Source organism: Streptomyces sp. NPDC048718 (genome assembly GCF_043198875.1).
Classification (GTDB): domain Bacteria; phylum Actinomycetota; class Actinomycetes; order Streptomycetales; family Streptomycetaceae; genus Streptomyces.
Genome location: NZ_JBICVG010000006.1, coordinates 88,410 through 108,763 on the forward strand (window position 1 = coordinate 88,410; position 20,354 = coordinate 108,763).

The 20,354-nt window shown below is 69.4% G+C and carries 16 protein-coding genes and 1 pseudogene; 10 read left to right on the forward strand and 7 right to left on the reverse strand.

All coding sequences use genetic code 11. From position 1 onward, the window contains the following. Nucleotides 1-6 precede the first annotated feature (6 nt). Nucleotides 7-510 carry an AAA family ATPase gene (locus ACGFRB_RS13200; protein WP_393242643.1) on the forward strand — a complete coding sequence of 168 codons (504 nt, stop codon included), beginning with the start codon at nt 7-9 and terminating at the stop codon, nt 508-510. On the opposite strand, the gene ACGFRB_RS13205 is transcribed toward ACGFRB_RS13200, so the two are convergent. Genes ACGFRB_RS13205 through ACGFRB_RS13220 form a run of 4 tightly spaced genes read right to left on the reverse strand, consistent with a single transcriptional unit; the run spans nt 468 to nt 4,448 of the window. Continuing rightward, entirely contained in the window at nt 468-1,358 is an 891-nt protein-coding gene (locus ACGFRB_RS13205) for a hypothetical protein (RefSeq protein WP_393242645.1), read from the reverse strand. The genes ACGFRB_RS13200 and ACGFRB_RS13205 overlap by 43 nt on opposite strands. Further along, complete coding sequence (locus ACGFRB_RS13210) at nt 1,358-2,599, reverse strand: hypothetical protein (RefSeq protein WP_393242647.1); 1,242 nt, start codon at nt 2,597-2,599, stop codon at nt 1,358-1,360. Before ACGFRB_RS13210 ends, ACGFRB_RS13205 begins: the two co-directional genes overlap by 1 nt. Further along, entirely contained in the window at nt 2,596-3,297 is a 702-nt protein-coding gene (locus ACGFRB_RS13215; RefSeq protein ID WP_393242649.1) for a hypothetical protein, read from the reverse strand. Before ACGFRB_RS13215 ends, ACGFRB_RS13210 begins: the two co-directional genes overlap by 4 nt. Then, entirely contained in the window at nt 3,294-4,448 is a 1,155-nt protein-coding gene (locus ACGFRB_RS13220) for a glycosyltransferase family 1 protein (protein WP_393242651.1), read from the reverse strand. The genes ACGFRB_RS13215 and ACGFRB_RS13220 overlap by 4 nt, the downstream gene beginning before the upstream one ends. Before the next feature lie 164 nt (nt 4,449-4,612). Between ACGFRB_RS13220 and ACGFRB_RS13225 the strand changes: the two genes are divergently transcribed. The 3 genes from ACGFRB_RS13225 to ACGFRB_RS13235 are packed head-to-tail and all read left to right on the forward strand — an operon-like array spanning nt 4,613 to nt 6,677. After that, nucleotides 4,613-5,563 (forward strand): multiprotein-bridging factor 1 family protein, encoded by a 951-nt coding sequence (locus ACGFRB_RS13225; RefSeq protein ID WP_393242653.1) that lies wholly within the window; start codon nt 4,613-4,615, stop codon nt 5,561-5,563. Beyond that, nucleotides 5,560-6,126, forward strand: a complete 567-nt coding sequence (locus ACGFRB_RS13230) for a peptide deformylase (protein WP_393242655.1) — start codon at nt 5,560-5,562, stop codon at nt 6,124-6,126. Before ACGFRB_RS13225 ends, ACGFRB_RS13230 begins: the two co-directional genes overlap by 4 nt. Next, a complete protein-coding gene (locus ACGFRB_RS13235) occupies nt 6,123-6,677 on the forward strand; it encodes a GNAT family N-acetyltransferase (protein ID WP_393242657.1) in 555 nt (184 codons plus the stop codon). Before ACGFRB_RS13230 ends, ACGFRB_RS13235 begins: the two co-directional genes overlap by 4 nt. A 232-nt stretch (nt 6,678-6,909) precedes the next feature. Here ACGFRB_RS13235 and ACGFRB_RS13240 read toward each other — a convergent pair whose 3' ends face one another. Both ACGFRB_RS13240 and ACGFRB_RS13245 read right to left on the reverse strand, forming a co-directional pair. Then, on the reverse strand, nt 6,910-7,737 hold the full coding sequence (locus tag ACGFRB_RS13240) for a DUF2637 domain-containing protein (protein ID WP_393242659.1): 828 nt from the start codon (nt 7,735-7,737) through the stop codon (nt 6,910-6,912). Nucleotides 7,738-7,930: 193 nt separating this feature from the next. Then, nucleotides 7,931-9,139 (reverse strand): DUF3631 domain-containing protein, encoded by a 1,209-nt coding sequence (locus ACGFRB_RS13245; RefSeq protein WP_393242661.1) that lies wholly within the window; start codon nt 9,137-9,139, stop codon nt 7,931-7,933. Between the two features lie 280 nt (nt 9,140-9,419). Here ACGFRB_RS13245 and ACGFRB_RS13250 point away from each other — a divergent pair, with 280 nt between their 5' ends. The 4 genes from ACGFRB_RS13250 (at nt 9,420) to ACGFRB_RS13265 (ending at nt 16,433) form a co-directional block, all read left to right on the forward strand. After that, nucleotides 9,420-9,734 (forward strand): helix-turn-helix domain-containing protein, encoded by a 315-nt coding sequence (locus tag ACGFRB_RS13250; RefSeq protein ID WP_393242663.1) that lies wholly within the window; start codon nt 9,420-9,422, stop codon nt 9,732-9,734. Between the two features lie 272 nt (nt 9,735-10,006). Beyond that, nucleotides 10,007-10,213, forward strand: coding sequence for a helix-turn-helix domain-containing protein (locus ACGFRB_RS13255; protein WP_393242665.1), 207 nt, complete (start codon nt 10,007-10,009; stop codon nt 10,211-10,213). A gap of 160 nt (nt 10,214-10,373) precedes the next feature. Then, nucleotides 10,374-11,360, forward strand: a complete 987-nt coding sequence (locus ACGFRB_RS13260) for a tyrosine-type recombinase/integrase (protein WP_393242667.1) — start codon at nt 10,374-10,376, stop codon at nt 11,358-11,360. An 810-nt stretch (nt 11,361-12,170) separates the two neighbouring features. Next, on the forward strand, nt 12,171-16,433 hold the full coding sequence (locus ACGFRB_RS13265) for a tetratricopeptide repeat protein (RefSeq protein WP_393242669.1): 4,263 nt from the start codon (nt 12,171-12,173) through the stop codon (nt 16,431-16,433). A gap of 128 nt (nt 16,434-16,561) precedes the next feature. Here ACGFRB_RS13265 and ACGFRB_RS13270 read toward each other — a convergent pair whose 3' ends face one another. Next, nucleotides 16,562-17,071 carry a hypothetical protein gene (locus tag ACGFRB_RS13270; protein ID WP_393242671.1) on the reverse strand — a complete coding sequence of 170 codons (510 nt, stop codon included), beginning with the start codon at nt 17,069-17,071 and terminating at the stop codon, nt 16,562-16,564. 740 nt (nt 17,072-17,811) lie between these two features. On the opposite strand from ACGFRB_RS13270, the gene ACGFRB_RS13275 reads away from it, so the two are divergent. Both ACGFRB_RS13275 and ACGFRB_RS13280 read left to right on the forward strand, forming a co-directional pair. Continuing rightward, on the forward strand, nt 17,812-18,354 hold the full coding sequence (locus ACGFRB_RS13275; RefSeq protein ID WP_393242672.1) for an EF-hand domain-containing protein: 543 nt from the start codon (nt 17,812-17,814) through the stop codon (nt 18,352-18,354). 94 nt (nt 18,355-18,448) lie between these two features. Beyond that, nucleotides 18,449-20,170, forward strand: a pseudogene (locus tag ACGFRB_RS13280) (Orn/Lys/Arg decarboxylase N-terminal domain-containing protein); the annotation flags it as partial. Between the last annotated feature and the right edge of the window lie 184 nt (nt 20,171-20,354).

Sequence of the window (20,354 nt, forward strand, 5' to 3'; positions counted from 1 at the left end):
TTGGTCGTGGCTGTGAGCGACGCTGCGGTGGTGTACCTGCTGGTCGGGCTCACCGGCTCGGGAAAGACGACCTACGCCCAGCGGGTGCTGGAGCCCCAGGGAGCGGTACGCCTTTCGGTGGACGAGGTCGTCTACGAGCGGCACGGCCGGTACGGCGTCGACTACCCGGAGAACACGTACTTCGAGAAGGAGACTCCGGTCATCGCCGAGCTGCACCGGCGGCTGGCCGAGCTGGTCGCGGAGGGCCGGGACGTGGTCTGGGACCACGGGCTGTGGCCGCGCAAGGACCGCGAGGAGATGAAGGAACTGGTCCAGGCCGCCGGCGGCCGGTGGCGGCTGCTGTACTTCCCGGTGGAGCGCGACGAGCTGTTGCGCAGGCTGGCGGAGCGCAACGCGCGGGGAGACGCGAACGCGCTGCTCGTGACCCCGGAGGCCCTGGACGACTTCTTCGCCCGCTTCGAGGCACCTCAGGGCGAGGGCGAGGAGATCGTGGAACCCGGCTGGTTCTGAGGCGCCGGAGGCCGCCAGGTGGTGGCGAGCTGGGCGGCTTCGGCGGCCCAGCCGTCCGGCAGACGGTCGAGGGTGACGCGGCGGAAGGCCAGGCGGGGGTCGGAGACGTCGATCCGGCCGTGGTGGCGGTCGATGTGCTGCAGCAGGCGGGATGCCTCGCTGCGGACGGCCGGGGTGTGCTCGGCCCACTCGCCGGAGGTGAACCGCTCGACCCGGCGCCGCAGGTCGTCCAGGACACCGGCGCGCCACTTGAAGTGGTGTACGCACGCGAGCGCGTTCGGGTCGGGCTTGTGGCCCGGTGCCCGGTGGTTGCCGGACGCGACGGTCACCGAGGAGTGGGCGAGGACGATCTTGCGCGGGTCGCCCTGGAGGAGCCGGCGGGTGAGGTGTCCGCCGAGCGGGAAGGCCCGGTCAAGGCCGGTTTCCGGGCGCCACATGGCCAGGCGGCCGTCGTTCGTGACGCGGTCGAGCATCAGCCCACCGACCACCTTCTTCCCGGTGTCCTCGGCCTGAGCGAGCACGTCGGTGAGCGGAGCGGGGTAGGTCTGGAACTCGTCGGAGTCGGCGAGCAGGTGCCAGCCGGTCCCGGCCTGCCCGCGCAGGGAGTCGCGGAGCTGGGTGTTGGTGTGCTCGTGCCAGGGGCCGGTGCTGATCTGGGCGGGGGTGATGCCGAGGTCGCGGCAGGCCGCGGTCAGCTGGTGCCGCCAGGCGTCCGGTACGTGGTCGGGGAAGTGGAAGGCGAGGTGGAACCGCTCGATGCCGAGCCGGCGGTAGTGGGCGGTCCAGGCGGCCAGCAGGGCCGGCTCGACCGGGCCGATGACCGCGATCAGGGCGGGAGGGACGAACATCAGCAGCGCTCCTTGGCCAGGTGGAGGCAGAGGCGGGTGTAGGTGTCGGTGAGGAAGGCGGCCTGCTCGGCCGCCGGGTGCATGTCCAGCGCGGCGGGCGCCGTCGGTCCCGGTCGGGCGGGTGCATCGGCCGCGAGCTTGTCCAGCGTCTGGGCGAGGGCGTTCGGGTCTTCGGCGGGGAAGAGCCTCACCCACGGTTGACCGGTCAACCGGGCGGACAGCTCGCGGTCGTGCGCGGAGACGATCAGCGGGACCCCGAGTCGTACGGCGTCCATGACCAGCCCCGACTCCTTGCCCACCCCGGGCTTGCGGGCGACGAGGGCCGCGTCGGCGGCGGCGTAGACGAGCCGCAGGACCTCGTCGGCGACCGGGCCGGGCACCGTGTGGAGGCGGACGTGGGGCAGCCGGTGCCAGCTGTCGAGGACGGCGTTGTCCAGCGGGGTGCCGCACACCAGGACGTGCAGCGGGGCGGTGAGGCGGGCGAGGGCCGCGTCGACGGTGGCGATGTCCTTGTACGGCCACCAGCCGCCGACCAGGCACACCGCCTTCGCGTCGGTCGGGATGGTGAAGGCGGCGCGGGCGCCGTCACGCGCGGCGTCGGTCAGCCGGCGTCCGTCGTCGACCGCGAACGGCCGCACCTCACCGCGCAGGTGCGGGAAGCGCGCTGCGACCTGGTCGCGGACGTCGGCGGTCGGGCACAGCGCGATCACCCGCTTCTCGCCCCGGCGGGCGCGCCGGCCCAGCCACCGCACCGGACGGTCCTCGGTGGTCACGACCTCGTGGACGAACCGCAGATGCGGCACCCCGCCGAGCAGGGCAGCGGCACCGTGTAGAGCCTCGCTCGCGCTGAGGATCACCACGGTCGACGCCCGCGGGGCGAGACGGCGCGCGGTACGAAGGCACGCGGCCTCGGTCAGACACCGGGCGAGGAGCGTGACCTGGTGCGGGAACCTGCGCACTCCCCGCGGCCAGCTCCGGGAGGCGAACGCCCGCTGGCCGGCGGTCGAGACGCGCTCCGCCGCCCGCGCGGCAGCCAGCAGGAGGCTCGCCGCCGACCCGGCCGGCCCGGCGGCGATCCGGGCCCCGGACCGCGCCAGCGGGCCCAGGTCCTCGCCCAGCCCCTCAGGGGCTACGACCAGGCTCTTCGGCCGCGTGGCGGCGAGCGCGGTCAGCGTGCGCTGGTGGTGTCCGCCGCCCTGGTGCGCGTACGGCTCGATCAGGACGAGCGGGGAGCCGGTCACGAGGTGACCGCTTCGAACGGGTACAGGCGGGAGTGGTGGGCGCGCAGCCGGACCGGGTCGTTGAGCAGTTCGAACTCTTCCGGACTGCGGGCGGCCTCGCGGGCGAAGGCGATGCCGTCGCGGGCGCCGGCTGCGGCCTGCGCGGCGAACTCGCCGCTGCTGCTCGCCGTCCACGCGTTGATCCGGGCCTGCGCGCTCTGTTCGTTCATGCCGTACTCGCTGCCGCGCGCGAGCATCGCGCACTCGCGAAAGCCGGCCTTCCACGCCAGGTACGGGCTCTGGTTGAACCGGGTCACCCCGGCCGGGCGGGGGCAGAACTCCACGCGGCCGGGCAGGGCGGCGAGGACGTCGACGGCCTCGCCCATCTCCCGTAGGGCCGTACGGCGGATCAGCTTGAGTCCGCCGTAGCCGTAGGTCAGGCCGTTGACCGGGTTGACCGCCTGCCACACCCGCATCGCCACCCCGTCGGCGAGCGGCTCCACGCCGGCGGCGAACCGCAGGTCGATCTCGAAGTCGCCGTCGGCGAGGAAGAACATCTCGGTGTCCACGAGTTCGGCGGTGAGCCGGTAGGCCCGGCGCATCCCATGGACCCCGTGCAGCCGTTTGACCCGCCGGTCCAGCGCGCGTTCGAGCCGGGTGTGCAGGGTCGCCGCCCGAGGTTCGTCGTACGACAGCTGGACTGCGTCGAAGCCGGTCACCGGATCGCCTCCAGGTAGTGGGCGGCCACCGTGGCGGGCGCGAGGTCGGTGGTGGAGGCGTGCGCGCGTTTGGCGTGCAAGAGGTAGAACTCGGGGTCGGTGGCGAGGCGGGTGGCGATCCGGACGGCCTGCTCGTCGGTGTCGAACAGCAGCTCGTTGTCGATGTGTTCGGCCAGCCAGCCGGTGCGCGGGCCGATCACGGGCAGGCCCATGGCCTGGCAGTCGATCACCGACATGGACCAGGGGCAGCCGGGCCGGAAGGGGGCGATGCCGAAGTGGGCGCCGGCCAGCAGATCGCGGTAGCGGACGCGGTCGCCCCGGTCGGAGGCGATGGCGACGCCGTCGGTGGTCGCGAGCTCTTCCAGGTGCTGTTCGGGGCTGGGGTCGAGGCGGACGCGTTCGGGGCTGCGGGTGCCGAACAGGTCCATCACCGTGAGCCGTACCGGGGCGTCGGCGACGAGGCGGCGGGCGAGCCCGGTGAAGCGGGCGGTGCCGTAGTGCGCGTACAGGCGGTGGTTGTAGATGCCGGTGGCCCGGCCCTCGGGCGGGGTGATGTCGGCCGGGTCGCGCATCAGCCGGATGTCCCTGGGGGCGGGGACGATGTGCAGCTTGTCGCCGAGGTCGACGCCGCTGCGGGCGGCTGCCGCCGTGGTCCAGGAGGCGGCGGTGGCGGAGTGGACCAGGACGCGGTCACAGGCCGCGAGGCCGGCGGCGAACGCCAGTAGCACGCTCCGGCCGAGGTCGCCGTCGTTCATCGCCGGGTCCAGCTCCAGGGCGCCGGTGTCGGCGAAGGAGAACGGCAGGTAGTGGCAGTAGCCCGCGACCAGCGCGTCCACCCCGGCTTCCAGAAGCGCGGCCCGGATCGCGGGAGCGGCCTCGATCTGGTTGGCCACCACCACCTCGGGCCGCCGCTCGCGGAACAGGGCGACCAGAGCGTCCATGCCGGGCTCGAAGCGGGCCCGGTACTTGGTGGACGGCGAGGTGGTGAGCGCGAAGTGCACGCGGGGGTCGCCGACCGGGGCGGGGGAGGCCACGGTCACCTCCGCCCCGGCGTCGGTCAGGGCCGGGGCGAGCAGGTCGGCGAACGTGAAGCCGGAATCAGCGGCCAGCTGACTGGAGTTGGAGACGTTGAGCAGATACAGCACGCGCATCGCTGTGACCCTCCTTCTTCGGGGCCGGGAATCGACCCGGCCCGGTGAAGGAAGGAAACCGGCGACCGCGACCGTGACAGAATGGTGAATCGAGATCACTCACGGTTCATTCATCTCATCCGGCAGCCAGGGCTGGGGCTTTGATGGACGCGCGGGACGATGCCTTGACGGTCGAGCAAGCGGCCGAGGCGTTCGCGGCGGATGTGGCCCACTGGCGCGAGGTACGCGGCCTCGCCAAGCGGGAGTTAGCCAGACGGATGGGCTTCGACCCGTCGTACGTCAGCCATGTCGAGTCGGGCCGGCACAAGCCGACGGAGGACTTCGCGCTGCGCGCGGAGGAGGCCCTGAACGCGGGCAAGGCCATCTGGAAGCGGTGGCTGGACTACGAGGCGGCCAAGGCCCGCACCGCCCCGGCGCCGCCGACGCCGGCTCCCCGCAGGGCCGAGCAGCCGTACGCGACCGGCTCGGCGATCGTCGTCGAGCACGACGCGGCCCGCCTGGACTACGACGGCAGCCACTACCGGCTGACGATGCGCCGCCTGCTGCGGAACACCGGCAGCGAACCGATCAGCCGCTACCTGATCCGTATCAGCGTCGACCGCTACCCCGGCGAGCCCGAACGCTCCAACGCCCACTACCGCGAACACCCGTTGACCTGGGACGAACTCGCCCTGACCGCGACCTGCCGCGGCGAGGCGATGAACTGGCAGACCAAGCACGACCGCGACGCCTTCAAGGAGGTGTGGCTGGCGTTCGAGAACAGCGAGGGCCGCTTCCCCCTCTATCCCGGCGAGTCGGTCTGGATCGAGTACGCCTACTCGGTGGGCCACGAGAAGTGGGGCCGCTGGTTCCAGCGCGCCGTCCGCCTGCCCACCGAGCACCTGGCGGTCGAACTTGCCTTCCCGGTCGCCCTCGACCCGGCCGTGTGGGGCACCGAGACCTCCATGACCGCCGAGGCCGTACCGCTGCGGACGGCCCCAATACAGCGCGAGGAGGACGGGATGCGGATCTTCTCCTGGAGCACCTCCACACCCGCACTCCACGCCCGGTACCGTCTGGAATGGCGGTTCCGAGGCCGAACCGAACGGGACATGAATCAAGGGGAGTTCACGTGAACCAGGCGCGGCCCAGCGAGCAGATGCGGGACCTCGGCGTCGTGCAGGACGGGGCTCCGGTCCTCGCCGAACCCGCCCGCGCCTTCGACCTGCCGGCCGAGCGCGAGGCGGCCGAGCAGACTGTCGAGCAGATGTTCACCGCCATGGAGCGGATCGGGCAGGTCCACCCATTCGCCAAGGGCATGGGCCTCGCGGCACCTCAGATCGGGATCGGCAGGGCCGCCGCAGTGGTCCAGCCCCCCGGCGACGCCCCTGCCATCGTCCTGCTGAACCCTCGCATCACCGACCGCTCCAGCGAAGCGGACGAGCAGTACGAGGGCTGCCTGTCGTTCTTCGACGTCCGCGGCCTGGTCCCCCGGCCCCTTCGGATCACGGTGGAGACCACGACCCTGGACGGACAAGTGGTGACCACCACCTACGAACGCGGACTCGCCCGCCTGATCCACCACGAGATCGACCATCTGGACGGCCTGCTCTACACCGCGCGGATGCGCGTCGGGGTCGCCCCCATCCCCGTCGAGCAGTACCGCCAGACCGGCAGCGCGTGGGCCTACGAGCAGTGACAGTCCATCTGGCCGGCCCCGGTCTGGCCCTGCGTGAAATCGAGCCGGGGGACACCGCCGACCTCCTGGCCATCTACGGCGACCCCGAGGCCACCCGGCACCTCAGCTTCGAGCCCCGTACCCGTGAACAGGTCCAGGCGATCGTCGACCGGTCCCTCGCCTCGGCCACGGACGACCCCAGGACCGAGTACGGCCTCGCCGTCACCCGGCTCGGCGACCCCCGGCTGATCGGCTACGCCCGTCTGGCCACCGAGCCGCAGCAGGCGGCCACCATCGGCTTCGCCCTGCACCCCGCCGCGTGGGGCAAGGGCCTGGGCACGGAGACCGTCCACCTGCTGTGTGCGCTGGGCTTCCGGACGCTTGGCCTTCACCGCATATGGGCGGCCCGCTCACCACTCAATGAAGCGTCCGCACGAACCCTGCTGCGGGCGGGCATGACCGAGGACGGCCGGATCCGCGACCACGTCTTCGTCCATGGAGCGTGGCGTGATTCGATCATCTACTCGATCTTGGAGCACGAGTGGGAGCCGCTTGACGGCATCGGTTCGTGAGCGCAGCCGAGCCCGGCCCGGGAGAACGCGACCTGTGCGGTACGCGTTCTCCCGGCATCCCGGTGCAGGGAAGATCACCTTCGCCGGGATCTGGCCGACTGCGGGGCGAGGTCCGGCGCGCTTGCCGTGAGGTCGGCCGGGGCGGCGGGGCGGCGCGTGGTGCTGCGAGCCATGGCAGCCTGGGCACGGGGGCTGGGTGCGCGGCGTTGACCGAGGCGGTGGATGCGCCAGGTCAGGGTGCGGACGGGGCGCTGGCCGCTTGGTCTGTGAGGAGCACCTTGAGTTCGGTCAACCGCTCGTTGCTGATGGTGTGACCGGCCTCGCGGAGGACGTTTCGGATGGTCGACCGGGTCGTTGGTCCCTCTATCCGCTCGACGATCGGGAGGAACGCGGTCAGGTCTCCGGTCGCCGGACGACCGATCTTGCGCGTGGGCGACGGCCGTGGGCCTTCTTGCGCGGGCGGCCCGTCGACACGAGGGGGCTTTCGGGCGGAGGGCCGTTCCGGACCGGTCTCGACGGGGGCCGGGTGGGAACGAGGCGCATCGCTGTCCAGCGGATGCCCGCCGTTGGAGGGCGAGGGACCCGCCGCATCGCGCCGCTGCGCCGGCTCGTTTCCTCGGTCGGGTCGGGCGAGGTGCTGGTGGATCTGGCGCATGAGGACACCGAAGGCGAGGAGAGCGGCGGCCGGAGGGACGGCGGCGACGACATAGTCGAGGAGGGGGACGTCGGCCGGATCACGCGTGCCGGTGACGCCGGCAATGTTGAGGGCGATGGAGCCGAGGGATCCGTCGGCGGTGAGGGCGACTGCCCAGCCGTCCGGCTCGTGGCGCAGGCTCGCGCGCAGTGTGAGGAGTTCACCGGCGACGATGAAGGCGTCGAGGGTGGCGGGCCAGGCCCACTGGCGGGCAGGGGAGTTGCCGAGGCCGTGCTGTCCGGCGATCTCGGCGAGGTGGGCGTAGGACAGCCAGAATCCGGCGGTGGTCAGGGCGAGGATCACCGCGCTGGCGGCGAGGAGGGTGTACCGGTCGGCGGTGCGGTGGGCGGGTGTGGGCGCGGTCAAACGGGGTGCTCCATGAATGGGGTAGGGCGCCATTTGGTGTGGGCGGCTATGGGCTGCGTCGACTCGTCCCACTCGTCCCGCCGCTGGTCAGGGCAGGTACGGGTGGGGCGGTGATGTCGAGTCGACTCGTTGCGGGCCGGTGACTCGTCCCGTGCTGACCTGCGCGGGGACGAGTGGGACGAGTCGTGGAGGGTCAGGCGCCGGGCTCGACGGGGAGCGTGGCGGCTGCCTCGGGCGGGCAGTAGCGGGTCCAGGCGTCGGTGAACTGGGCGCGGGTGAAGCCCTTGGCCTGGTGGTTGCCGGGGAAGCGGCGGTTGGCCGACTTGATGCCGTAGACCTGGAGCAGAATCTGCAGGCCGCGCGGGGTGAGTCCGTTGGGGCTGTGCTCGGCCCAGGGCGCCTCGGGATCGGCGTTGAGGGTCTCCAGGAGGCGGCCGGTGCGGATCATCAGCGGGTCGCCTTCGGAGGCGAAGGCGCGTCGGATGTAGGCGAGGATGCGGATCTTCAGTCCGCCGTCCTCGTCGCGCCCGGATTCGTAGTTGGTCATGGCGGTGCACGCGGCGCGGGCCAGGACGGGCCAGTGTCCGCCCGCGAGGTCGGCGACGCTGATCAGCGGTGCCCAGGTGTCGGTGGCGCGGTCCTCGACCGGCAGCTTCGGTTCCAGGGCGAGGGCCTTCTCGCGGACGGAGGCCAGCCAGGCCGCCAGCCGGGTGCGGAGTTCGCGTACCGCCAGGTCGTCGCGTCCGTAGCGCCAGGCGCTGACCTTCTCGGTCTCGGCTCGGCGGCGCATCCGGATGACGACCGACCGGTCCATGATCGTGTCGGGCAGGTCGCCGATGCCGGCGAGGGCGGCCATGGCGAAGGTGGGGAACTTGACCACCTCGTGGTTGGGGCCGGTGACGCGCAGGGTGGGCCGGTTGCGCTGGTGGCCGGCGTTGAGCAGGCCGCGCATCTCCTCGTTCTTCTCCGCGACCTTCGCACTGCCGAAGATGGTGTCGACCTCGTCGACGAGGAGCGTGGGCGGGTCGGCCTCGCCGATCGACCGGAAGATCGCCGCGGCGGACGCGTTGACCGTGATCAGCGGTTCGTGGACGGCCTCGATCAGGACCTCCAGGAGCCGAGACTTCCCGCACCGCTTCGCCGGTCCGACCACCGCCAGACGCGGCGCGTGCTGCCACACCGTCTGCAGATGGGTCGCCGCCGCCCACAGCGTGGTCGCGGTCAGGGCCTCTTCGCTCGGCATCACGACGTAACGCCGGATGGCGTGCCGGAGCAGGTCGAGGACCTCCTCGCCCTCGGGGTCCGCGACGGGCGCGGTGGCCGGCTGACCAGGGGTGGCGACCGGCGGCCACGGCGACTGCTGCGCGCCGTCGTGGCCAGTTATCGAGGTGAGGGATTCCAAGGGGCGGCTCCTTTACTGGCGGTCGAATCCGTCGACCATCACGGGGGCAGAGAATTCCGGCGAGACCGGGCTGCGTGGACAACACAGCCACACCCGTCGCACGAAGTCCAGCGTTAGCTCTGAACACCTTCACAAGTCGTCTGGGGCAGGTCCCGAAACAGTAGACCCGGAATCCCGGTCACCGAAATCATCCGGAAATTCGACGTCCCCTCGGCACATCGCTCACAGCAGACAGGAAAACCCTTCCGCAGCAGCCGGCGCGCAAGCTACAACACCACCCATGCCGCCACGCCCACTCGAAATCGGACCCGCCGGACAAGCCACCGCCCATGCCATCGAACGCACCCGTACCGCCCGCGGCTACTCCCAGCGCCGGCTCGCCGCCCGCGTCACCGCACTCGGCCGGCCCATGACCTTCACCGCGCTCTCCCGCATCGAACGCACCGTCCGCCGCTGCGACATCGACGACCTCGTCGCCATCGCCGCCGCCCTCGGAATCCCTCCCCACGAACTCCTTACTCCCCCAGGAGGGGCGGAAGTGGGCGCAATATATCCGACGATCCCCGGTTTCCGAAACAGGGGATTCTCCGGATGATTACTGCTCCCGGAACGCCCGACGTTCCGGCCCATGCCGGAAGTCTGCCCAAAAGATACGAGAGGTGCCGTGAGTGAGTCGCCGACATGTCGATCCGAGAAACTCCACTGCGCCCGCGAGGTAAGGATTACATCTCGCGCTCTCACGTAGGAGCTTCCGCTTGGAGCAGCCAGTGAAGGAAGCTCTCTCGCCGCCCTTTCCGATCTGACCGGGGTTCACTCCCGGCGCGAATCGTCAACTCCTCTTTCGCCTTCTCATGAAATGGACCCGTCTTGACCCCGCGCTTGCTTTCCATACCCGCCGTCGCTGCCGCCCTGGATGTCGATCGCCGCACCGTCTACCGCTTCATTGCCGCCGGCGAGCTACCCGTCGTCGACCTGCGCACGGGGCCCGGACGCTCCCGTGTCCGCGTCCCGGCCGCCGGACTGGACGACTTCATCAGCAGCAGGGCGGTCACCCCGCCTGTCTCCCGCCGCTGACCAGATCCGAGTCCGCCCACCCCGATACAGTCAGGAGTGAACCACGTACCTCCGGAAACTGAAGTCCGGCAAATGGCAGGCGACTGTCCGCAACCGGGCGGGAGACCGCTATAGCGAATCGTTTCCCCTCAAGACGCAGGCCCGCGCCTGGGGCACCGATATGGAGACCCAGTTCGTCCGCGGAACCGTACGGGACCCGCGGGCCGGCGAGATGGCGTTCCACGCGTGGCACGCCCGCTGGTGGCAGGCTCGTGTAGTCGAGCCACACACCCTGCGCGGTGATGCCTCCAGCATTAAGAACCACGTGCTGCCCCACTGGGCCGACTGGGAGATGCGGGCCGTCACCCGCATGGACGTCCAGAGCTGGATCCGCGGACTGGTCGAGAAGGGCGTCGGCGCCTCGGCGATCAAGAGGGCATACAACCTGCTGTCGTCCATCATGCGTGCGGCCGTTGACGACGACGTCATCGCGGTCAGTCCCTGCCGGAACATCGATCTGCCACACATCGCGGTCAAGCCGCCCCAGTGGTTCACCCTCGACCAGGCGCAGAGCATCGTCGATGAACTCCCCGACCCGTGGCGCACCATGTGCCTGCTCGGCTTCTACACGGGCCTGCGCTGGGGCGAACTCGCCGGCCTGCACCGCCATCGGATCGACCAGCATCGTTCCCGCCTCTTCGTGGTCGAGGTCAACACCAAGAGCGGCATCAAGGAGTACCCGAAGAGTTCGAAGAGCCGTAGGGAGGTCCCGCTCCCGTCCCACGTCCTGGACGCCCTCGACCGGCACGTCCACCCGCTCGACCGCGACGCCCTCGTCTTCACCACCATCACCAAGGGCCGGTCCGGCCGTCGCCTCGACGACGGCAACTGGCGCCGCCAGACCTGGTGGCCGGCCATCGGCAACGCCCACTACTTCGACACCGATGGCGAGCAGCTCCCCGTCCCGCACTACCCGCCGCACTCCATGCGGCACACCTGCGCCTCGTGGCTCGTCCAGAAAGGAGTCTCCCTCTACGAGGTCCAGTACCTCCTCGGCCACGAGAGCTTCCAGACCACCCAGCGCTACGCGCACTTGCAGCCGGACGCCCACAAGGCCGTGCTCGGGGCCTGGGAGCGGCTGGATGTCCCGCTGACCATCGCCGCGTGAGTCGGCGTGGCTGAGTTTCCCCAGCCCGCGACTCGGCGGCGCATTCGACGGGCGGCAGACGGGGGCAGCAGCGCCTCGATGCATCTCGTTGCGATCGTTCCTGGCGGCTGCACCACGGACTCCGACGCCTCGGAACGCTCTTTCGATGGTTCGATGGGTAGACGATCGACGGCAGGTTCCTCACTGCCATTGAGGCATGCGAGCGAAGGCCAATGCAGGCGGCCTTCGTTTCCGACTGACCGGCTCGCGACCCCTGGCCGACCTCGGCCGGGCCTCCTCCGTGCTCTGATGGCTGACATGAGGTTCTCGCCACAGGCGCCTACCTGAGTTTGGACGGCATCGCACGTCGATCGCTCAATTTCCTGCAGACCGTCGGAATCCGTAGCAACGGCGTGAGCGTCCTTGCTATACCTGCGGAAAGGCTGGCTAGGAAGGTAGGTGGGACGGCGTGACACGGCCGTGGAAGATTACGCTGATCGTGATTGGGGTGGCCTGCGTTGCGGCGACGCCGATGGTGTGGTTGCTGAACGGCCCGGGGAGCGGGGAGCTGGTCGGAGCGTCATTGCAGGCAGGTACAGGGGTTGCAGCGCTGCTGTGGGCGTGGGTGCAGTCCGGGTATGGGGATTCCGCCACGGATACTGGCCAAGCGAAGGCATCTGGTGGTGGGGCTGCGCACACCGGGATCCGTAGGCCCGGCGGGGTGGGTACAGGATTGACCCGGGTGGAGCGGACTGGTGCTGCCAAAGCAGATGGGGCCGGCAGCAGCGCCGGTACTGGGATCGACTACAGCTAGTCTCCGGGAGCGGGTTGATGGAGGACAAGAGCAAGTCTGGCGAATTCGGGCCGGGCGCTGAGGTACGGGACAGTGGCGACGCCCGTGCGACGAACGGTGGCACCGCGATCTCTGGGGCCAACGCGGCGACAGCGTCCGGCCAGCCCAGCTCCGTTTCGGTCATGGCAACGGGAGCGGCGTATGCCTCGCACGGCGGGGTGGCAATCTCTGGGTATGTGGCGGGCGACGTCCGTGTGACGTTGTCGCCCCGTCGGACTCGCTCGGTTCAGGACTCCGTGTTGCCCGGCGAACGGCGCCCGCACCTGTTCGGGCGTGAGTCGGAGATCTCAGCCGGTCTTGAGGTGCTGCGGCGCGCAGACGTCGGCGGACGGGCGGCAGTCGTGGTGACTGGCGCTCCTGGAATTGGGAAGAGCGACGTCGCCCTGCGTATGTCCCGACTGGCTGCGGAGCGGTATCCGGACGGCCAGTTTCACATCAATCTCGCGCTGTCGACCGGCTCCACGGACCTTGTGGCATCGATACTCCACGCGCTCTTTCCGTCCGAGTCTCCCCTGCCGGACCGCCGTGATCAGCAGCTGGCGCTGCTGCGGACGACGCTCGCCAACAAGCGCGTCCTACTGCTCGTCGACGACGTCCTCTCGGAAGAGGCGCTCCTTGAGATCGTCTCTATCGACGGCCCGTTCGCGCTGGTGGGGACCAGCCGTCTCAAGCTCAGCGGGCTTAGCGGCCTGGTCCGCCTCATCGACCTCGGCCCGCTGCCAGCCGCGCCCAGCGAGGAGCTCGTACGATCGGTCGCTGGACCTGGCCGGCTGACCGGCGAGCAGACGACCGCGTTGTCTGTGGCGTGTGCAGGTCACCCGCTCGCCCTGCACATCGCCGCGGCGTATCTGGCCCGGCGGCCCCGTGTGAATGTCGACCGCTATCTGTCCGAGATCACCAACCCGGACCGTAGCGTCAAAGCCCTTGTTGCCGGCCAGACCGCGCTGCAGCCTGTGTTCCAGCAGAGCTTTGACGCACTCGAACACGACCAGGCGCAGGCCTTTTCCGCCCTTGGCGTTCTGCCGCACATGTCGCTCACCGTCGATGTCGTCGCAGCGGTCATCGCACAGCGTTCGCTGGACGAGATCAACGACGACAACCGCACGGACACAGCCGCGCTCCTCGACTCGCTGGTCGAGCTCAGCCTCATCGAGCAGATCGACGACGAACGATTCGTGATGCACGAGATTCAGCACCGCTTCGCCCGACTGACGTCCGCGCCGTGGCCGAGGACGCAACGGGCGGATGTTGTTCGTCATGCCTGTCTTGTCACGGCCGTCCGCGTGCGGTCGTCTACCGACGCGATCGGTTTTCTGGATGAGAAGGCGACCGTCCCTGCTGAGAGTAGTCCCGCAGCGCTGCGGTCGCTGGACGCGGACCGTCCCGGCGCTGTCGCTCTAGTTGAGACGGCCCGGCAGTACGAGGCCTGGGACCACCTATTGCTTCTCGCCTTCGCACTCACCGACCACTTGCGGGTTGCCAGTCACTGGAAGGAGCTGGACCGCGTCTACCAGTGCGTACAGGAGGCCGGGGAGCTGACTGGACACCCTGACTGGACGGCCACCGCGCTGTACAACCGGGCCGTCGTCGCCGCACACCTCGGCGAGAGCCAGGATGCCGCTGATCTATTCCACCGCTGCGCTGAAACGGGGCGCGCGGCCAACGAAGCAGAGCATCTTTTCATGGCACAGCTCGGTCTGGGGACACTACTGATCAACCTGGGCCGACCTCGTGACGCCATCGAGTACCTGCGAAACGGACTGCACTACTGGAGGACCACCGGGCATCATCAGGCACTAGCGCTTGCCCTAGGCAACCTTGGTCAGGCGTACCTTGCAGTCGGGCAGATCCGTCGGGCCGAGAACTACCTGCGCAACAGTCGGGATCTGAGTCGGAGCAGTGGCTTCGGTGAGATGCTTGCTACGCGGTCGATCTCCAAACTGCTCAGCAGCACGGGCCGCGAGGTAGAGGCGGCGGAGGAGTCCGTCCGAGACATCGAGCGAGCACGAGTCATCGGCAGCCGGGAATGGGAGGCGCAGGCGCTGATGGACCTTGCGGCGGTTCCGGCCGGCGCCCGGCCGGCGTCTGCTCCGGTCGGGCCGCTTGAGGCAGCCCTGTCCATCCATCAGGAGACGGGTGACGTACAGGGCCAGGTTCGGGTGTTGTTCCGGCTCGGTGAGGATGCCGCGCATCGCGCTGACCTCGACCAAGCCGCGACCTACCTAACGCAGTGCGCCGAGCTCGCCATCGGAATCGGCGACCATCAGCATGCGGCGCGCGCCCTGACCTATCTCGCCTCATACAGCGGCGGCATTGGGCACCACGACACGGCGGAGTCGCAGTTCAAGGTCGCGTCGGACATGGCCCAGGAGTCCGGCAGCCCGGTTCTTCAAGCAGATGTCCTGCGGAAACGAGCCCAGTTGCTGTGGCACCGGGGGCGGATCGGAGACGCCGTCCGCCTGCTAAAGGAAGCGGAGCAGTCTCTTGCCGCCACTGACGAGAGTCGGGCGCTCGCCCAGGTGCGGGCGGCGCTGGGCGAAGCCCTGGTCGTCGCAGGGCAGTGGCGGGATGGCGCCCGCATGCTGCGGTCCGTAGTCTCCGACTTCAGCGACGCCGCTTCCCCTCGCACCCGGGCCCGGGCGACGCGCGCGCTGGCTGTCCTCCACTCGCGACGCGGCCTGCACGCCGAAGCCCTGTCCGCGATCACCACGGCACTCAACGACTGCGAGCGGCACGACGACTTCGATGGCGTCCTGCACTGCAGGATGGCACTGGCCAACATCCACGCGCGGGCTGGGCGATGGAACGAAGCAGCTGACCAGTACGAACAGACTGCGCAAGTCGCTGCCGAGCACAAAGATCTGCACGTCCTCCTCTCAGCCCGCGCGCAGGCTGCGACCTGCATGCTGGAGACCGGCAACCGGGATGAAGCCGTTGCCTTGATGACTAAGAACATTCCGCTCGCCGAAAAACTCGGCATGGACAGCGTGCTGACATCCCTGCATACCAACCTCGGCGCCTGTCACGCCGAGGTTGGCGACCACCTCACCGCAGCGGCGTCCTTTCGCACGGCCCTGCAGATCAGCGAACGTCTCGGCGACGGCCCGTTGCGAGCCACTTGTCTGTTCAACCTGGCCCGCGCCGAGAAGGCCCTCCACGCGTCGGAGGCCGCGCGTTCCTGCGCCCGGCAGGCATTCATGCTTCACCAGGCGCTCGGCAACTGGCCCGAGGCGGGCGAGGCCCTGGTCTTCTTGGGCGCACTCCACCAGGAGACGGACCAGGACGGCACCTTGCCCAGCCCCGAGGAGCTCGTAGGCGGCAGCCCGGTCGACCAGCTCATCCTCGAATCACTTCGCGCTCGCGCCCTAAGAGATGGTCGCGAAGGCGACGCTGCGGTGCCGTCCGCTGCCCTGCCCCGGTTGCGCCGTGTGCAGATCTCCGACACCGTGCAGCAGGCGCTGGCCGCATTCGACCTAGAGTCACTCATGCTTCGGTACGCCACCTCCAGGCAGTACTGCACTGTCTGCAATCTGATCATTGACGAATCCGGCGAGGCCGAACTCCTCTACCTCTGCCATCCGGACGTCCAGCACCCGATGCTCCGGCTTGCGCACTCCCACTGCCACCTCTCCGACGTGATCGAACTCGCCGGACCGGCCCCCGATCGCTCCCCGGATCGCTTCGACGCCGAATGTATTCTCTTCGGTGGCGACCGCGCCGGCATCGTCCTCGACTGCCACGGCGGATGGGGAGCTCTCGACGACAGCCGCCGAATCGAGGATGTCGCCCTCCGGCTCTTCCTGGAGTCGGGCTTCACTGACCTGCGCACCCTGCACACCGATAATGGTGGCAAGCCCCTCGACCTCCGCGACCTGCCGTCCGTCTCCGACCGGGATCTTCAGGCTCGCCTGGTCGACAACAGAATCACCCTCAGCAGCCCCTACGGCGACCTCGTGGGGGGGCTGCCACTCAACTTCCTTCCTCATTGGTACGAGCGTGCCCACCATGGCTCGCTGATCGTCATTGCCGGTCGGAACCTTCCAGGCATGGTGGCGGACGACCCCACGTACCTCAATCAGGCCATCCTCCTTGGGCAGGCTGTTGGCGCAGCCGTGCCGTTAACGGTGGTGCGGCCACGGAGGAATGCGCCGTGCCCATGCATGATGCGGCGCGGGCGGAAGTTCAAGCACTGCTGCAGTGGGCGGGAGGGGAAGACGGTGTCGGCGAGCGCTGGAGGGTGATGTGACCACCCAGCCATGATTCGCCCTGTCCATGCCGTCGGGGACCGCTGCGAGTGTGCGGTGTCGATCGTCGGGTTCTGCGGTGTGTGCAACGTATCCACGAGGCGCCTGGCCGTTCCGGGATCGGCCTATTCGTTGGCGATCCCGGTGACGGCTCTGGAGCCGGGGCCGGAGGCTTCCGCGTCTCCAGTGTGCGCGACCCTCGATGCGCCGGGACGGTTACCGCCGGCGTTCCGGATTCCGGTGATCGCGCTGCCGCCGTCGTGGGCTGTCGCGTTACCGGTGTTGGTGGCTGTGTCACCGACGGAGATAGCGAGGAATTCGAGGAGTGCGCACAGCTCTGCTGCTGCACAGGACTGTTCGGCCCCGTAGAGCCGGTCCAGAAGGGCTTCGAACCGTCCGGACCACAGACCTTCCTGTCGCGCCCGCTCTGCGGCGGCATTGCCTGAGGGTGGGCGCGTCAGAGCCTGCGCGGTGCGGTCGAGCCGCACGAGCTCCGCCCTCACACGCTCGGCGTCACCGCGCCCGACCAACTCTGCGGTACGGCGCCGCGTCACGGGCCAGAATCCGGTACCCACTGATCGGACCAGTGCCTGTCCACCTTCTGCCGCTAGTGCCGTCAGTTCTTCAAACAGCATGTTCGCCCCATTCGTGGCCGGAGGTCGCAGGACACCTCTCACGAGTCATCCGTGTACCTGCTCAAAGTTATCGAGGACGACGAGAAGGGTGCAGTCCGACGTCGGTGAGCGGGATAGCTGGCTGACGCTCATCGCTCAAGCCGCCGTCTTGCATGACTTCGCTGTGGCGACGTCGGCTCTCTGGTCTGGGGCGGTTCGGACAGACGCCCGTGACGCTCATTTGACGCTCAAGGCCCGAGGTGACACCCGCCCAGCGCGCGGTAAACCGCCTGACCTGCACTTTCTTAAGTGGCTTGGAGCCGCACGTGTTCCCGATGACGCACCATGTGGAGTGCGTGGCGATCCTGGAGCCGGTGAAGAAGGACGCGTGACCTGCGGGCGGGCTGAAGGGCCGGGCGGGGCCGTCGGGTGACTGCCTCGCGAACGCGCTGCGGCGGGGGAGCCGCAGCGTGCTCGTACGGCTCCCTCGCCGCGGGTCTGGCCGGTACGCGTCGAGGCCGAGTCGAACTCGGCGCGGCGGCCGATCGGCCTCTGCGGGCTGAGGGGTAGGGCCCCGGTCCCGGCCGCGCCGACGCGCGGCGAAGCCGGAGCGCCGACGTCCCCACCCCACGAGCTTGGTGACATAGAGTGCCGCCGTGGATGCGCGGTGTGGCGTCGCGTGGGTGGGTCACATCGGCTCGCCTCGTTCATGGACGGTTCCACTGCCTCCATGGCGGCGTTCCCGTTCTCGGAGGTTTCTCGTGATCAACGATCTGCTGCACCGCAAGTACGAACACCGGTTCCAGCTTCTCGACGCGAACGGCAACGGACACCTTGAAGCGTCCGACTTCACCGGTCTTGCCGACCGGCTGGTCGCCGCGGCCGGACTGGATGCGGACTCGCCGAAGGCCTACGTCGTGCACGATGCCTGGCGCACCTACTGGGCGGGGCTGTGCCACTTCGCCGGTGCGAGTCCGGAAGGACGCATCACGGCAGAGCAGTACATCGACGCGCTCACGGCTGCCAGGGCCGACGAAAAGGTCGCGGACATCGTTCGCCCCGCCGTTGCCGCGCACATGGTGCTGGCCGATACGAACGGTGACGGCGTGGCCGACGTCGACGAGTTCAAGGCACTCCAAGGGGCGCTGGGAGTCCCGGCCCGGGAGGCGGAGGAGGCGTTTCGCGTCCTGGACCGCGACGGCGACGGCGTCTTGACGGTCGACGAATGGCTGGCCGCGGCGATGGAGTACTACACCAGCACGGACGAGACCGCGGTCGGCAATGCCGTCATCGGCCGTTTCTGATCCGTCGCCTCCTCGACCGCGCAGGCCTGCCGGCAGCGCCTGAACAAAGAATGCGAGGCGGGATGCCGTGGTGAACGGGACCGCTCTGTTCGCGGTGCGGGAGCACCCGCGGCTGGGAGGGGACAGCAGTGACCAGCTACGCCGGATCGGCGAGGAGCTGGAGAGCGAGGGGCTGAGGTCGCGCTGGACGGGGGGCGTACAGGGGGCTTGCGCTGCTTTGCGGACGGAATCCGGTCTGGCCGCGGCCGTGGTCTCCTGGGACCTGCCAGGTGACGACCCGGCTTCTCGGGGCGCGGGGGCGGAGGTTCTGCGGCTGGCCCAGCGCCGGTTCAAGGATCTGCCGGTCTTCCTGCTCATGGCCGACGACAGCGACCACGACTTGGAGCACCTGCCGTTGTGGGTGGCGGAGACGGTCGTCGGCTACATCTGGCCCCTGGAGGACACGGCGAGTTTCATCGCGGGCCGTATCGCCGCGGCCGCCCGCACCTACCGCCGTGACATCCTCCCGCCGTTCTTCAAAGCGCTGAAGCGGTTCGACGACGCGCACGAGTACTCCTGGCACACCCCGGCCCACTCCGGCGGGGTCGCCTTCCTGAAGTCCTCGGCAGGACAGGCGTTCTTCGACTACTTCGGCGAGCGGCTGCTGCGCAGTGACCTGTCCATCTCCGTCGAGGAACTGGGTTCGCTGTTCGAGCACTCCGGGCCCATCGGGGAAGCCGAACGCAACGCCGCCCGCGTGTTCGGCGCGGATCGCACCTACTTCGTGCTGCACGGCAACTCCACCGCGAACCGCATGGTCGGGCACTACAGCGTCACCACCGACGAGATCGCCTTGGTGGATCGCAACTGTCACAAGTCGGTCCTGCACGGCCTGGTGATCTCCGGTGCCCGCCCCGTCTATCTCGTGCCGACCCGCAACGGCTACGGACTCGCCGGCCCCCTGCCGCCTGCCGAACTCGCCCCTGCCGGCGTCGCCGCCCGCATCGCCACGAACCCACTTACCACGGGCGCGGTATCCGACCGGGCCCAGTACGCGGTCATCACCAACTCGACCTACGACGGCCTGTGCACCCACACCATCGACGTCGCACGCGCGCTGGCGCCCAGTACCCCGCGTCTGCACTTCGACGAGGCGTGGTTCGCCTACGCCCGCTTCCACCCCCTGTACGCCGGCCGCTTCGGCATGGCCGTCGGCCCGGACACCTTCGACAGCCCCGAGCGGCCCACCGTCTTCGCCACCCACTCCACCCACAAGCTGCTGGCAGCCCTGTCGCAGAGCTCCATGGTGCACGTCAAAACCTCTCCCCGCTCCCCGGTCACGCACGAGCGCTTCAACGAGGCGTTCATGATGCACGGCACCACCTCACCGCTCTACCCCGCCATCGCCTCCCTCGACGTCGCCACCGCCATGATGGACGGCGCCCAGGGACAGTGGCTGCTCGACGAGGCACTCACCGAAGCGATCCGCTTCCGCCAGACCGTCGTACGTACGGGCCGCCGGATCAGCCAGGCCGGCGACCGGCCCGACTGGTTCTTCGGCGTCTGGCAGCCCGACCAGGTCACCGACCCCGCAACCGGCCAGGTCCTGGCGCTCGCCGACGCCCCCACCGCCCTCCTACGCGAAAATCCCGGCTGCTGGCAGCTGGAACCCGGCGCCGCCTGGCACGGCTTCGCAGGTCTGACCGACGGCTACTGCATGCTCGACCCGGTCAAGGTCACCCTCACCTGTCCCGGCGTCACCGCCACCGGCCAGGCCGCACCCTGGGGCATCCCCGCCCGTGTGCTCACCGCCTACCTGGCCACCCGCGGCATCGTCGTGGAGAAAACCGACAGCTACACCACACTCATCCTGTTCTCCATGGGCATCACCAAAGGCAAATGGGGCACCCTGCTGGACGCCCTGATGGACTTCAAAGCCCTGTACGACACCCGCACCCCCCTCGAACAGGTCCTCCCCGACCTCATCGCGCGACACCCCACCCGCTACACCGGGCTCACCC

What these genes read in the sequence shown, in the direction of transcription:
- ACGFRB_RS13265 (WP_393242669.1), top strand. Translation starts at nt 12,171, where the DNA reads ATGGAGGACAAGAGCAAGTCTGGCGAATTCGGGCCGGGCGCTGAGGTA.
- ACGFRB_RS13205 (WP_393242645.1), bottom strand. Translation starts at nt 1,358, where the DNA reads ATGTTCGTCCCTCCCGCCCTGATCGCGGTCATCGGCCCGGTCGAGCCG.
- ACGFRB_RS13250 (WP_393242663.1), top strand. Translation starts at nt 9,420, where the DNA reads ATGCCGCCACGCCCACTCGAAATCGGACCCGCCGGACAAGCCACCGCC.
- ACGFRB_RS13220 (WP_393242651.1), bottom strand. Translation starts at nt 4,448, where the DNA reads ATGCGCGTGCTGTATCTGCTCAACGTCTCCAACTCCAGTCAGCTGGCC.
- ACGFRB_RS13270 (WP_393242671.1), bottom strand. Translation starts at nt 17,071, where the DNA reads ATGCTGTTTGAAGAACTGACGGCACTAGCGGCAGAAGGTGGACAGGCA.
- ACGFRB_RS13260 (WP_393242667.1), top strand. Translation starts at nt 10,374, where the DNA reads ATGGAGACCCAGTTCGTCCGCGGAACCGTACGGGACCCGCGGGCCGGC.